Genomic DNA, 14,123 nt, shown 5'->3' with positions numbered 1-14,123 from the left:
TGTTCTTTCTTGGTTTATATGCAATTCTGTGACGGAGTGTGGTTCGATGATGGCATACGGGAGGGGGATACGTGGACGTGTCGCTCCTGTGAGAACGAAGAGTCGCGGGACTCGCAAGCGGAAGCGGAGATGGCGATCCAGGACGGACAGCAGGACGACGGAGCACCCGCCGTGGCCGACGCGACCCAAAACTCCACCGAGACGATGCAGGAGCCCTGTCCAGCCGACGACTGCGACAGCGACCGAGCCTACTACGAGATGATGCCGAAGCCGGGCGGTTCCTACGAGGTTCGGCTGTTCACCTGCGTCGAGTGCGGCCACAAGTGCGCGGGTCCTGACTCCCGGTAACCCAAACCACTCGATTCGCAGGCTCACTGAGCGACTGGTTCAACGTCTCCAGCACGAAAGAAAAGAAGCCGGCGTACTGCATACACCCTCTGCAGTCAGCAGTTGCGTGTGGTTTGTTCCACACCTCAGTCGTGAACCCGTTTTAGGTCAACTTGCGTACTTCATAACCACTAAGCGTTCTGCGGCAACTCTCTGACAGCAATGCCCTCCGGAGTAGGTCCCCTCGCCAGAGAGCTATCGTTTTCGTACTACGAGGATGCATTCCCTGCACACGACATTTTCCATGCGAAACGAGTTCGTGACGTATCTCTCCGGTTAGCGGACCAGCATCCCGATAGTATCGACCGAGACGTACTGGCTGCAGCAGCGTGGTTCCACGATATCGGCCGACCACTCGAACGGATCGGAGAGATCGAAGATCACGACGAATGGGCGGCCACCGAAGCCGTACCCCTTCTCCAGGCTGAAGGCGTGGCACCTGACCGGGTCACCGCTGTCGAGCACTGCCTTCGTGCACATAGCATCCGGGCGAGCTCTCCCGAACCAGAGACGACTGAGGCGAAACTGCTCTTCGACGCTGACAAGCTCGACGCCGCTGGCGCGGTCGGGATCGTACGACTCGCCTGTATCGTCGGCGAGCGTTCAGGGCGCACCGGTGAGCAGTACGCAGTTATCGACGACGCGTCCACACTCGAAGGAGACTATCCTGAATTACCGGATATCGACCTCTTACGCGAGTGGGCACGAGAGCGTCTTGACTCGCTATACACCGACCCAGGCCGACGCCTCGGGGAGTCTCGCTGGGACTTTGTCGAGAACTTCTTCGAGCAGTTCAGCCGTGAAATCGACCCGGATAGAGAATCGTGGCTCTGTTGAAATCCTCCGGCGCAGATAGTTCGCTGGGGCCGTGCTGATACAGAGCGCGAGTCGGTCAGCCGAAGCAGACGGGAACACGGGTTGTAGTTCGGTCAGAAATCCCATTTCAGATAGCATCTCACCGAGACAGGTGACACCCAACCCTTCCAAAACTCGTATCAGGTGACGGTGAGGCTACAGAGTATGTCTGATACAGGTAGTGGAATTTCAAAACACTACATGAAGTCGATTCAGTCGGCTATCGTCTCAATTCCGTTTGCAATAATGGCTGCACCCTTATTAGGAAATGATAGCGCAGCTTGGTATTTTTTTCGGCGTTTCTGTCCTCTTCGTCTTGTATTCGTTCTTCTCGCTAATCCGGGCTTGAGAGGGACGACATCCCATGAAACTCGCACCATAGACAGTAGGTTGATTCGGTAGAGGAAGAGTGGAACAAACGCTGCCACCGTGCTGCATACCCCCTCTGTCTCTCGCACGGCGGATTTGTCATCAGCGGAGGGTTTCAACAGAGCCCCCGTGACCTATCTCGAGAACCGTGCGACACTCTGACCCTGCTGGCACTAGGTCGCACTCCGGTCTCTTCACCAAGATGTGTTTTTCAGGTTCGTCTTTGCCTTCGACGCATCCGAGTGCTCGGGTGGGTTCGACGCGTTCCTCGACGCGTGTTCCAAACGTATCGCTGACAAACTGCCGTGCCAGCCCGGCGTATCTGGGTGGGGCAGGCCAGAGAGCGTACCTTTCGCTATCTTCGACCACGCGTTGTGGAGTGCGACCGCCTGGGAGAGACGGACCGAAAGCGTTCGGGTTTCGGAACGAGGCCCGTCTGGAAGCACTCCTCTTATACTGGCAATCGCCGTTTCTCCTCGATACTGAGACGGATCTGATACCCGAGCGGTTCCCAGTCGTTACCGCTCGAATATCGGGGCGTTCGTCCATCGAACTTGTCCACGATGTAGTGCGTCCCCGCGCGCGGGAGGTCGTCGCCACGAAGCTCGTATCGTCTAGTGACTGTCTCGTCGGGTTCGAGCGCCCGGGTTATCGGCGTCCCATCCAGCGACAGCGACGAGCCACCACGGCCGACCTCGATCCGGTCGGTCGCCTCGTACGACGGGGAGAACAGCGTCGTCTCCCACGTGTCTTCGTCCGGTGTCGGGGACGGGGCGAGCGCGAGAACGCCGAACGGCCAGACGCCGTAACTGCGAATTCGAACTGATTCCTCCCCGGTGTTCTCCAGCGCGAGTGTGAGTGCGGCTGGACGTTCGATCGTCGCGTTCGCGCTCGCGAGGCGCATCGACATCGAGAGCCCTTCCAGAGACACCTCTGTGGCCGCGTTGGTGATCCGATATTCGGTGTCACCGAGACAGCCGGAGAGACCAGCGACCGACAGTGTACTCGTCGCCAAGAAGGTCCGGCGCTTCATCGCCGCTCACCTCCGTCCTCGACACGTGCGTCGGTGAGTTCGACGAACACGTCTTCGATCGTCGCGCCGTCAGGTACCGCAGCTCGGTCTCGGAGCTCGGCGAGTGTTCCCTCGGCGACTAACTGGCCCTCGTGGAGAACGCCGATTCGGTCGCAGACGAGTTCGACCTGCCCGAGAACGTGACTGGAGAAGAACACCGTCGCCCCCCGTTCGTTCTCCTCGTGAACGATCTCCCGTACCCGCCGGACGCCGTGTGGATCGAGGCCGCTGAACGGTTCGTCCAAGACGAGCAGTTCGGGCTCGCCGACGAGCGCCATCGCAAGCGCCAACCGTTGCTCCATTCCGCTGGAGAAGTCACCCGCATCGTCGTCGACGGCATCTCCGAGTCCGACGCGTTCGAGGAGCGCTTCAGGGTCGTCGTTGACTCGTTTCGTCTCTGCGACGAACGCGACGTGCTGACGTGCAGTTCGGTCTTCGTACAGGCCAAATCGGTCCGGGAGAACACCGGTCCGGTCGTGCAGTTCGACGACATCGTTCTGTGGATCGTTCCCGAGGACGCGGACCGTCCCCGAGGTCGGTCGAAGATAATCGAGCAACAGTCCGATCGTCGTGGATTTCCCGGCACCGTTGGGGCCGAGGAATCCGTACGTTTCGCCGCGCTCGACCGTCAGGTCGAGGCTCTCGACCGCACGAACGTCGCCGTACTCCTTGGTCAACGCGTCGGCTTCGATTGCTGGCCCCGGTGAACTCACAGTGCGTCACCCCGAGTGAAGACACGGCGGGCGAGAGCCAACGGCACCGTCACCCAGACGAGTAAGACGACCACGCTCAGCGCGGGGTGGAGGTACCACGGACCGCTCCCGCCGAACGCCGCTTCGACGACGAATGCGTTCACCGAGATGCCCGGATCGAGTTTGGTGTAGACGATGTGGAACAGTTCCGTCGAGTTGCCCACACCGAGAAACCAGTTCGTCAGGACGTTGTACGCACCGTCTGGGGTCAACCTGAGTGCGAGAAACAACGGCCCACTCGCCGGGGCGTCGTACGGATCGACGGGGACGCCTGTGACGGCGGTATAGACCGACGTGACGATCTGACTCCAGAACAACGTCACGAAGAAGTACGCGAACACGCCCGTCGCAGCCGTCACAGTTCGTCGGGTAACTGTCGATACGAACACGCCGACGGCGACCATCACGCCGGCGAGCAGCAGCGTCGCGACGAGCGTCCCGAGGAAGGGAAGCAGCCCGAACGGGCCATGTTCGACGAGACCGATACCGGCGAGAAGGAGCGCTGCCGCGACCATCGCCGCCCCGACACCCACGAACCGCCCGGTCGTCTTTCCGAACAGTATCTGCGTTCGCGTCAACGGTAACCCGAGGAGGAACTTGATACTGCCCGTGGTTCGCTCACCGATGAGCGATTGATACGACAGGAGGAGAGCGCCAATCGGGAGGAACAGACTGCTCCCAATCTGGACGTAGCCGATGGTGATGTTTCGTCCGACCGCGTCCCATCCTGCATAGGTCGGTCGGAACCCCCAGAGGACGACGAGGAGAGCGAGTATCCACGCTCCCTTGGAGGAGAGTACTGTCCGATATTCGCTGCGTGCAAGCGGGGACCACCGCATGGATGGGGAGACAGGGAGACGTCACAAAAGCTCTACTTTTGCACGCGGTGTCCGACTTATGAATCGCCGCCACACCATCTCGCTACCCGACTACCGCGACTGAGCCCTTTCCGTTGTTTCTGGTTCGTTGACCCCTCAGGATCGGACACTTCACTTGGAGTTCGACTGAAGTGCGAGGACCTATTGGCGATACACTTCCTCTCGAGGGTCCAGTGCTAGTGATGCGGCGAGTACGAAAGCTCAAGGGTGTGTCTACCTCAGGTTCGGTAATGACTCAGTACGAGGCGTTTGATTCCGACGTCGAAGTGAACGGCCGGACGATACTGAACGTCGCCGAGGAAGCCCTCGCCCAGTTCTCGGAGCGATACCGGGACCGCGCCTTCGACGCCCTCGCGAATCAGGGGATCACCGACCCAGATCCGAACAACTGGTATCCCCAACAGGCGTGGTTGAACGCGTTCGAGGCGATTGGAGACGACCTCGAACCGCACGTCCTCGATCGTCTCGGCGAACAGATACCCGCGGTCGCGAACTGGCCCGAAGACGTCCAGTCGGTCGAAGAGGGCTTACGATCCATCGACGACGCCTACCAGCGCAACCATCGAGGTAGTGAGATCGGATCCTATCGATTCGAGAAAACGGGAGAGCAGGAAGGCGACGTCGTCTGTAACAATCCCTACCCGTGTGAATTCGATCGAGGTCTTGTTCGAGCAGTCGCACAACGCTACGCTCCGGTGGATTCGTTCGTCTTTCTCGAAGAGCACGGTGACACGTGTCGACGAAACGGAGACGACCGCTGTGTGTACACCGTCTACTGGTGATCCGATTCGTACGACATCTGGTCGATAACCTGATCTCAGTCTTCGTCTCGCTGGTCGGCGTACTGGGAAATCGCCTCGACTAGTTCGGATGCCGAGTACTGGGTCGCCAGCTCGGTTAGTTTCTGCAACTCCTCGTACGTTCGGCGGATCTCTCTGATCTTTTCCAGTTGGCTCCGAGAGGCGTCCGTCTCGTCGAGGTCGCTGAGATCCTCCGCTGCGCGGTCCAGCGAACGGATAGATGCCTGCATCTCTCGCTGGAGGTGTTGCTGGAGGACGTCTTGCAGGATGAACCAGATGTCGGCCTCCGCTTCGAACTGGACTCGTCTGCCGCCTCCGCGGGAAGACCGGCGTCGGATGACGCCGAGTCGGTCGAGTCGGCGAGTGACCGTACTGATCGTCGACTTAGCGTATCCGGTCCGTTCGACGAGTTCGGGAATCGAGAGCGGTTCACCCGTGAAGTAAAGCACGCCGTAGACTCTCCCTGCACTTCTGCTCAGTCCGTAGACCTCTGCCGAGCGCTCCATCGACTCGATAACCGTCTCACGCGCGGCGGCGACACCCTCATCGGTCATGCGTAAACGGTGGAACCTGTGTCCGATTGCATTCTGGGTCTACCGGTAGTGAAGTACCGCAAATATTAAATGGTTTGCTCTGTTCGTTCGGAATGAGCCGAACAAGACGAACAGAAACCGGCTCCTCCCTGCACGCGTCGTGTTCACCGGCTCACTCCAGGCGACCACGGACTTCCCGCTGACTATCGGCCCTCCAACCGACGAACACGGAGTCACCACGTGGTCGGACGAACACGCCCCCGAACCCCCCCGGTGACTTATCTCCCGTACTTCGAAGATCGAAAACGGGTACAAATCGATCGAGAACGATTTCCTCGCGAACACCTCGTCGAAGGACTACCGTGTGAAATCGTTCCACTCCGTGTTTACCGTGCTGCTCCACAGTATCTGGCGTCTTACGGAGTTCTTGCTGAGGCCCACTGTCGACGGACAGATAGAGACTGCGCCGATATTGACTGCTGGCGAGTGGGCGAATCGGTCTCTTCAGCAGTTCTGCCGCCAGACTGGGACTCAATCACCCTTCGGTGTACTCACTTGGAGTGATAACAGCGTCTAACGTCGACTATCTCTCACTGAGATACTACTGTTCAGCCCTGCACTGGTCACGAAAGCGACAAGATGGCCACTACCAACGTCGGTTGGAGTTGGTTCGAGACGGACCGCATCGAATCAGCCTCCGAAGTTGTGACACTCGATGCCGGAAACGACCCCGATTGCCGTTGCGGACTACACCCTCTGTATGTTGCACGCCGATTCTGACAGGGTTCGGTGAGGTTTCAGCGGCCGTGCTGAATAGAAGGCGCGAGTCGGTCAGCGACCTCGGATACAAATCAGAACTGTGAATCGGTCAATATTGGGTCTGTCTGTGCGTGGCTCGGCACCATGGAAAGACCATGGCTGGCGGCTCGTCGTTTTAGCACATGTATTTACATTATCCGGAGAATAGACCGTCCCATGCCCTCCAAAATCAGAGACATTGTGTTCAGTGAGCCATCTGGAAGGACCCACGCGCTCGTAATGTTTGCTAGCTCGCTCGTTATGTTGAGTATTTACATCTACTACGATATTCTACGCGGTGTTTCCGACATTAGCTCGCTTGTTATGGCGGTTGGATTCGCTCTGTCTGGGCTTGCTGAGTCCCTACCAACGGAGCGCCGACAGATAGCAGGTGGATTGCGTGTCGCCGCGATTCTCTTGTTGACTGGGTTGCTTAGTTTCACTATATTTAATCCAGAGATTATTTTTGAACCACGGTAGGGTCTCCGAGTTCACTTTGTACACCTACTGACCAGCTGGTTTGCTTTCTTCAGCGTGAAAGAGATGAAGCTGCTGTGCTGAACTCACCCTCTGTATCCAGCACGTCGTACGTGTTCGTTGCCGAGAGTTTCGACGAAGCCCATCTCCGGACAGTCACCGATTCCGAACGGAATTGTGTAGAGAGTCGACACGAACTTCGAAAAACGGCTTTTATCCCGGTTCTCGTCCGTTCCGACGGAGGAATTCGATGCCACGAAAGCAGCTCTCGACCACTCGGCGGGCGTTTCTCGGCGCGGCGGGCGTCGCCGCCGTCGGCAGTCTCGCCCTCGGCGGGTCAGCAGTCGCACAGCAGGACGGGTCGAACGGCGCGCAGAACTACCGCGTCACCGTCGCGAACCGCACCGACTACCAGCCGTTCACGCCGCCCGCCGTCGTCGCCCACCGACCGGACGTCGAGGTGTTCGCGGTGGGCGAAGCGGCGAGCGAGGCGGTCAAACAGGTGGCCGAGAACGGCAACCTCGGACCGCTCTCGGAGTTCGCCGAGTCGTCCAACGCGGTCCGCGGCGTGGCCGTCGGCGAGGGTCCCCTCGTCCCGCGCGCCGACCCCGGCGACACGGGATACCCGTACTTCGCCGAACTCCACGTCTCCGCCGACGCCAGCGCCCGGTACCTGAGCTTCGTCAGCATGCTCGTCGCGACCAACGACGGCTTCGCCGGCCTCGACACGGTGCCGCTCCCGGAGGCGGTGAACGGTTCGCTGACGTACTTCGCGGCCGGATACGACGCGGGCACCGAGCGGAACACCGAGCAGTTCGCGGACCTGGTGCCGCCCGCGCAGTCGCTCACCGGCGAGCACCGCGAGGGAATCGACGGAACGGGGTCGAGCGACCCGGCCCTCGCCGAAGACGGCGTCGTCACCCCACACCCCGGAATCACGGGCGTCGGCGACGTGCCCGAGGCGTTCGACTGGGACGGCCCCGTGGCGTTGGTGCAGGTCGAACGGATAGCGTAGAGAGACCGAAGAGAGAGAGAAATCGAGGGACGAACCCCTCGTGTTACCGGCTCAGCACTCCGACCAGCCGCAGGACTCGCACGTCTTGCAGCCCTCGGAGTAGTAGAGCGTCATGTTTCCGCACTCGGGACACTCGGGGCTCTCGCCCGCGGCCAACAGGTCGTCCATCGCGTCGTTCGCGGGCGCGTCCTGTTCGCGGTTCGGGTCGTCCGCGACGGCCGCCCCGCCGTCCGGTTCGGGCGCGTCGGCGCTCTCCGCGCCGGCACCGGCCTCCTCGGACAGTTCGGTGAGGTTCTGCTGCTGCGGATACCCTTTGTCTATCTCGCCGTCGAGGTAGCGACGCATCGCGGTGCCGATGGCGTCCGGGATGCTGTTTATCTGCTCGCCCTTGTCCCACGCGACTTTCGGGCTGCGGATGCCCTGCAGTTCGCTGGCTATCTCCTGCGGGTCGACGCCCGACCGGAGCGCCGTCGAGATTGTCTTCGCGAGCGCCTCGGTGAACGAGGCGGTGAAGCCGCCGGAGTTGCCGATGTTGGCGAACAGTTCGAACGGTTCGCCCGTCTCGGGGTCCTCGTTGATGTTGACGTACAGCTTCCCGTAGCCGGTGTCGACGCGCTGGGTGACGCCGTGGAGGACGTCCGGACGCGGGCGCTTCTTGCCGTGGTCGACCTCGCCGTCGGCCGCCGCGAGGAGTCGCTCGACTTCGCCGTCGAGTGCGCTGCGGACCGCCTCGTTGTCGAGGAAGCCCTCGATGCCGCCGAACACGTCCTCTATCTGCTCGACGAGCGTCTCCGCGGCCTCACCCTCGTCGGAGAAGTCGGTGTTCTTCGCGCGCGTCGTCAGCACCTGCTTCGAGCGGGTACCGTCGCGGTAGACGGTGACGCCCTTCCCGCCGTTGTCGTAGATGTAGCGGTACACCTCGTCCATGTCCTCCTTCGAGGCGCTGTTGGGGAAGTTGCATGTCTTCGAGATGGCCGAGTCGACGCCCTCCTGACAGGCGCACTGGACCGCCGCGTGGTCCTTGCCCGACAGGTCGCCCGTGACGACGAACAGTTCACCGATGGCGTCAGGCACCGTCTCCAGTCCCTCGACGCCGTCGAACTCGTTGTTCGCCATCTGCTGTTGGGCCTCGCGCTTGACCTCCTCGACGTCGACGTCGTTCTCCTCCAGAACGCGGAGGAAGTAGTCGTCGAACTCGACGAGCATCTCGTCGCCCTGCACGTCGTCGGAGACGTTCTTGTAGTAGGCGACGTTGTAGATGGGTTCGCAGCCACCCGTCGTGTTGCCGATCATGGACGTGGTGCCCGTCGGCGCGATGGTCGTCGTGTTGTGGTTGCGGACGGGGAAGCCGTCGGCCCACTCGTCGGCGTCCAGTCCGGTGTGGTGCTCGAACCACTCGCGGTACTCGGTCGGGTCCGCGTACTTCGAGTCGCCCCAGTCCTCGAAGACGCCGCGGTCCTCGGCGAGTTCGTGGCTGGCCCACTTCGACTGGTGGTTGATGTGGGTCATCAGCTGTCGGGCGACTTCGTTACCGGGGTCGGAGCCGTAACGGATTCCCAGTTGGATGTAGAGCTGCGCCAGTCCCATGACGCCGAGGCCTATCTTCCGCATCGCGCGGACCTTCTCCGCTATCTTCTCGACGGGGAAGTCCGACATCGTGACGACGTTCTCGAGGAAGCGCGTCCCCTCGTCGATGCGGTGGTCGAACTCGTCCCAGTCGATGGCCGCTTCGAGGAACGCGTCGACGGCCGCGGCGAAGTCGTCGTAGTCGTCGCCGTGCTCGTCGTACCAGACGCGCCAGTCCGGCGCGTCGAGGTCGGCGAGCGTCGAGAGGTTGATGTGCCCGAGGTTGCAGGCCTCGTACTCCTCCAACGGCTGTTCGCCGCAGGGGTTCGTCGCGAGGATGCGGTGGTCGGGGTGTTTCTCCACGTCGAAGGAGTGCTGTTTGTTGACGCGTTCGAGGTAGATGACGCCCGGTTCGCCGTTCTCGTAGGCGCCGTCGACCATCTGGCTCCACAGTTCCTCGGCGGGGACGGAGAGCACCTCGCCCACTTCGACGTACTCGCCGAGGCCGAACATCTCGTAGATCTCCTCGGTCTCGGGCGTGGCGACGTGGGGTTCCTCCGTGCGCGGGTTGGTGAAGACGAACTCCTCGCCGTTCTCCAGCGCCTCCATGAAGTCGTCGGTGACGCCGACGGAGATGTTGAAGTTCGACAGATGCCCCTCGACGGCGTTCCGGAGGTGCTTGGGCACGCGCCCGTCGTCGTCGATGAGTTCGCGCGCCTCCTCCAGCGCCTCGGCGAAGGAGTTGTGCGTGAAGTCGTCGGGGTCGTTCAGGCGGAGCGAGTGGGCCAGCGAGACGTCCTTGTTCTTCGCGTGGATGAACTGGATGACGTCGGGGTGGCTGACGCGCATGACGCCCATCTGCGCACCGCGGCGCGCGCCGCCCTGCGCGATGGTCTCGCACATCTGGTCGTACGTCCGCATGAACGTGATGGGACCGGAGGCGATGCCACCGGTCGACCCGACGGCGTCGCCGTACGGTCGCAGCTTCCAGAAGGCGTACCCCATCCCGCCGCCGGACTGGAACACCTCGGCGGCCTCCTTGGCCGTCTGGTGGATGTCCGTGATGTCGTCGTCGGGCGAGTCGACGAAGCAGGCCGAGAGCTGTTGGAGTTCGTCGCCCGCGTTCATCAGCGTCGGCGAGTTCGGCATGAACGACAGCGACTCCATCATCTCCTGGAACGTCTCGCGCTTCTCCTCGACGACGGCCCGGACGTCGTCGGGGAGTTCGGGGACGACGGTGTCGTAGGCGAACTTGTTGACGTTGTAGACAGACAGCGTCGTCTCGGCGTCGTCCTCGGCGGACACGCCTTTGCCGAACACCTCGGCGGCGAGTTCGTCGCGCCGCGGGTGGTCGGGCTTCAACTGCTCGGGCGTGACCGTGACGTCCACGTCCCGGCTCTCGGCCTCGTAGACGGCCTCGGCCAGCGAGATGTTCTTGGCGACGCGGGCGAACAGGTCCTCCTGCGCCTCCGTCGGGTTGCCGTCGGCGTCCTTGCGGAGGTAACGCGCCGGCAGGATGTTCTGGTAGGCGTTCGCGGTGAGTCGGTCTTCGAGCGTCTCACCCTCGGTGCGTTTGATGGGCAGGACGAGGTCGTCCGCCGAGAGGTCCGCGCGACTCATCTACTGTTCCTCCCGCCCAGTGTCCCCACGCTGGGCGATTTCGAATCGTGTGACTGACTCAGTTCCGGTCATTGTAACGATGGCTTGTAATTGTGGGTGCGTCCGTTAAGGCTTCGGTATCGGTGAACAGCGTCCGAACTGTCACATTCCGTTCATACTGTCGGCACCACACCCGTCAGCCCCGACAGGGCTGGTATCGGATACGGCTCGTCTGCCAATAACGGTAGCCAAAGCGGAGTGAAAGTGTTACGTTCGGGTCGGGAATCGACAGACAGAGTAAAGTTATCCACGGGAACCGAAGGGGGGTTCGACAGCTCACGAACCGTCGGGAGTATATAAGCAACGACGACCCGTTGGGGTACTTGAATTTGATATACCCCGTGTTCACCGGCGTAGTATCAGAACTATTACTACTCTCGTTCAGACCGTTGAACGCGCCGTGAGAACGGCCGGTGTGGAATTCAGTCGCCGGGGCGACGACGGGAACGCGACGGCCCCGTCGGACCGACTCAGAACCCGCCGAAGCGGAGGTAGACCATGACGAGAATCAGTATCAGCTGGAAGAACCCCTGCACGCCGCCGAGCTTGGCGTTCTGCTGTCCGATGGCGCTGATGACGCCCGGGTCCGGGTCGGGCGAGCGCATCTCGACGTACATCCGAATCTCGCCGGGCATGAGGAAGCCGAACCCCTGCACAGAGAGCAGGGTGACGATGGCGAGGGCGACGACGACGGCGGGCGTCGTCATCTGCAACTGTCCGAGCGTGAGCCCGACCCACGTCAGCGAGCCGACGGTGGCGACGGCGAACGGCGCCCGCCAGCGCAGGTCGGACCACGCGTTCAGCCGCCAGCCGAGCAGCAGGAAGACGGGTATCAGGTTGGCGGCCGTGAAGAGGGCGAGCCACGGCTCCGAGTGGGGGAACAGGCCGAGTCGCTGCGCGAGCACGAGGCCCGAGGCGATGGTGACGAACGCCAGCGACGGGAGGAGAAAGGCCGTCTTGGGCGTCAGTCGCTGGAACACCGCGGCGCTCTGTTCCTCGTCGAGGCCGCCGACGACCGGGCCGAGGACGGCACCGAGGAAGACGTCGATGCCCGTCCAGAGCAGGCCCGTCATCACGTGAACGTAGGTGTGGTGCTGTATCGAGGCGACCGTGAGCGCGTATCCCAGCGCCGAGACGGCCACCAGTACGACCCCACCGGCGAACGCCGGGTTCGCCAACTCCGCCATCCCGCCGACCGTCCCGCGGACAGTACGTGTAGACATTCTAACTGAAACCAGACGGGACCACTGTGTTAAATCTATCCCGAGGCGGTCAGCCTCCCCCGTCGCGACTCTCGACGGTACCCCGAGCGTCCGACCGCTGTCACCCGGCCACCCACCTGTTCTATCGTCCGACTGGCCCCTCTCCTGACCGTCCTATCGCCGGACAGTCCGGCACCGACGCCCACAGACTTATTCTCTCCGCGGTTGATATATCCGCCATGTACCCTTCACTTGCGGGTGCGCTCGCGACGCTCCCCTCCCTCCCGATGCAGTTCGGCGGACTGCTCTCGACACCGCTCGGTCAGGCGTTCGCCGTCGTCGTGGCCCTCGCCGTCGTCGTCATCGTCGGACGCATCGTCCTGAACATCGCGTGGCGACTCGTCACCATCGCGGCGGTCATCATCGGCATCCTGCTGTTGCTCTCGTTCTTCGGCATCGGCCTCTGAGGCCGTCGCCGCGGTCCGTTGGACGCGCTCGCAGAAAGAGTATCCTCGAGTCCGCGTTCGACGTGCGGTTTCGAGTCGGGACGAGACGGGCGACGACAGCGAGGCGCGACTACGCCGTCGCGGCGGTGTCGTCGGTGTCGGCCTGCCACCACAGAATCGCCGTGAACGCGAGGCCGCCGAGGAACAGCCCCCAGTTCACGACCGGGTCGTTGTAGTAGAAGACGTCGATGCCGAACGACTGCCGGTACAGCGGCCAGAGCGGTTCGATGCTGTCCGCGATGTCCGGCGCGGAGAGCATGTCGGCGAAGACGTGGGCGACGCCGCCGACCCACACCGCGCCGATGGCGTACAGGTAGTCGTTGCCGATGGCGTTCGCGGGCAGGTAGCGCGAGCGGAGCCACGGGACGACCCACTTGCCCAGCACGGCGCCGATGGCGACGGCGGCGACGCTCACGAACAGCACGGTGTGGACGACGCCGTGGTGTTTGATGCCGGCGAACGCCTTCGACAGCCAGAGGTCGATGTCTGGCAGGAGCGAGAACGGTGCGCCGAGGGCGACGAACCCGAGCGCCGCTTCGTCTTCGTACGCCAGCCAACCGGCGACGGTCAGCCAGAGCAGTCCCATTCCGACGTGTCCGATGATGTCGACCATGGACGAACACAGACGAGTGATGGGGTTGTATCTGGTGGCCAGAACGCCCGTCGCGGTCGTTTCCGGCGGGTTCGGGGCCATCACATACAAGGGGTTCAAACGGCGGGACGCGCTCGGGACGCAGACACAGGTCCTCGCGCAGGAGGGGGAGCGTTGCCGTCCGAGAAGTCCTGCCGTCGGAGCGGACTCGGTGTCAGGCGACGGCGCGTTCGCGGTCGACGACCACGTCGAGGAAGTTCCGAATCACGTCGTGGCCGACGCCCGTGAGGACGCTCTCGGGGTGGAACTGCACCGCCTCGATGGGTCGCTCGCGGTGGCGGACGCCCATCACGAGTTCCTCGCCGAAGTGGTCCGTCGTCGCCGACACCTCGAAGCAGTCGGGCACCTCGGTGGCGACCAGCGAGTGGTAGCGGCCGGCCTGAAAGCCCTGGTCCAGTCCGTCGAAGACGCCGCGGCGTCGTGGTCGACGGGGAACGCCTTGCCGTGAATCGGCTCTGGGGCGTGGCCGACGCTACCGCCGTAGGCGTACACCGCCGCTTCGAGGCCGAGACAGACGCCGGAGCGTCGGCACCGACGCGAGAGCGTCGTCAACACCTCCGTCGTCACGCCCACGTCGCGGTCGTCTTCGGGTGCCCCGGTCC

Annotated in this window: 11 protein-coding genes and 2 pseudogenes; 5 read left to right on the top strand and 8 right to left on the bottom strand. The window is 62.5% G+C overall.

From position 1 onward, the window contains the following. Positions 1–18: 18 nt before the first annotated feature. Positions 19–348, top strand: a pseudogene (locus GJ632_RS11545) (RPA12/RPB9/RPC11 RNA polymerase family protein). Between the two features lie 201 nt (positions 349–549). Further along, complete coding sequence (locus GJ632_RS11540; RefSeq protein ID WP_191452982.1) at positions 550–1,224, top strand: HD domain-containing protein; 675 nt, start codon at positions 550–552, stop codon at positions 1,222–1,224. An 838-nt stretch (positions 1,225–2,062) separates the two neighbouring features. Here GJ632_RS11540 and GJ632_RS11535 read toward each other — a convergent pair. The 3 genes from GJ632_RS11535 to GJ632_RS11525 are packed head-to-tail and all read right to left on the bottom strand — an operon-like array spanning position 2,063 to position 4,274. Beyond that, positions 2,063–2,644 (bottom strand): hypothetical protein, encoded by a 582-nt coding sequence (locus GJ632_RS11535; RefSeq protein WP_191452981.1) that lies wholly within the window; start codon positions 2,642–2,644, stop codon positions 2,063–2,065. Continuing rightward, positions 2,641–3,396, bottom strand: a complete 756-nt coding sequence (locus GJ632_RS11530) for an ABC transporter ATP-binding protein (RefSeq protein ID WP_343161141.1) — start codon at positions 3,394–3,396, stop codon at positions 2,641–2,643. Before GJ632_RS11530 ends, GJ632_RS11535 begins: the two co-directional genes overlap by 4 nt. After that, positions 3,393–4,274: an ABC transporter permease gene (locus GJ632_RS11525; RefSeq protein WP_191452980.1), complete on the bottom strand. Its 882-nt coding sequence runs from the start codon at positions 4,272–4,274 to the stop codon at positions 3,393–3,395. The genes GJ632_RS11530 and GJ632_RS11525 overlap by 4 nt, the downstream gene beginning before the upstream one ends. A gap of 221 nt (positions 4,275–4,495) precedes the next feature. Between GJ632_RS11525 and GJ632_RS11520 the strand changes: the two genes are divergently transcribed. Then, on the top strand, positions 4,496–5,095 hold the full coding sequence (locus GJ632_RS11520; RefSeq protein ID WP_231751509.1) for a hypothetical protein: 600 nt from the start codon (positions 4,496–4,498) through the stop codon (positions 5,093–5,095). Positions 5,096–5,130: 35 nt separating this feature from the next. On the opposite strand, the gene GJ632_RS11515 is transcribed toward GJ632_RS11520, so the two are convergent. Next, on the bottom strand, positions 5,131–5,667 hold the full coding sequence (locus GJ632_RS11515) for a GbsR/MarR family transcriptional regulator (RefSeq protein ID WP_191452979.1): 537 nt from the start codon (positions 5,665–5,667) through the stop codon (positions 5,131–5,133). Positions 5,668–7,171: 1,504 nt separating this feature from the next. Here GJ632_RS11515 and GJ632_RS11510 point away from each other — a divergent pair. Further along, positions 7,172–7,936: a spondin domain-containing protein gene (locus tag GJ632_RS11510; RefSeq protein WP_191452978.1), complete on the top strand. Its 765-nt coding sequence runs from the start codon at positions 7,172–7,174 to the stop codon at positions 7,934–7,936. 51 nt (positions 7,937–7,987) lie between these two features. Here GJ632_RS11510 and GJ632_RS11505 read toward each other — a convergent pair whose 3' ends face one another. Both GJ632_RS11505 and GJ632_RS11500 read right to left on the bottom strand, forming a co-directional pair. Next, a complete protein-coding gene (locus GJ632_RS11505) occupies positions 7,988–11,122 on the bottom strand; it encodes an adenosylcobalamin-dependent ribonucleoside-diphosphate reductase (protein ID WP_191452977.1) in 3,135 nt (1,044 codons plus the stop codon). A 509-nt stretch (positions 11,123–11,631) separates the two neighbouring features. Beyond that, positions 11,632–12,348 (bottom strand): hypothetical protein, encoded by a 717-nt coding sequence (locus tag GJ632_RS11500; RefSeq protein ID WP_191452984.1) that lies wholly within the window; start codon positions 12,346–12,348, stop codon positions 11,632–11,634. Positions 12,349–12,602: 254 nt separating this feature from the next. On the opposite strand from GJ632_RS11500, the gene GJ632_RS11495 reads away from it, so the two are divergent. Beyond that, complete coding sequence (locus GJ632_RS11495) at positions 12,603–12,830, top strand: hypothetical protein (RefSeq protein WP_089808382.1); 228 nt, start codon at positions 12,603–12,605, stop codon at positions 12,828–12,830. A gap of 109 nt (positions 12,831–12,939) precedes the next feature. On the opposite strand, the gene GJ632_RS11490 is transcribed toward GJ632_RS11495, so the two are convergent. Both GJ632_RS11490 and GJ632_RS11485 read right to left on the bottom strand, forming a co-directional pair. Beyond that, positions 12,940–13,482, bottom strand: a complete 543-nt coding sequence (locus tag GJ632_RS11490) for a metal-dependent hydrolase (protein WP_191452976.1) — start codon at positions 13,480–13,482, stop codon at positions 12,940–12,942. A 193-nt stretch (positions 13,483–13,675) separates the two neighbouring features. Continuing rightward, positions 13,676–14,123 (bottom strand): annotated as a pseudogene (locus GJ632_RS11485) (anthranilate/aminodeoxychorismate synthase component II); the annotation flags it as partial.

This window comes from Halogeometricum sp. CBA1124, assembly GCF_009741955.1.
In the GTDB taxonomy this organism is placed as follows: Archaea; Halobacteriota; Halobacteria; order Halobacteriales; family Haloferacaceae; genus Halogeometricum; species Halogeometricum rufum.
Note: the sequence above shows the minus strand (reverse complement) of the source record. Positions and strands in the feature narration are given on the sequence as shown.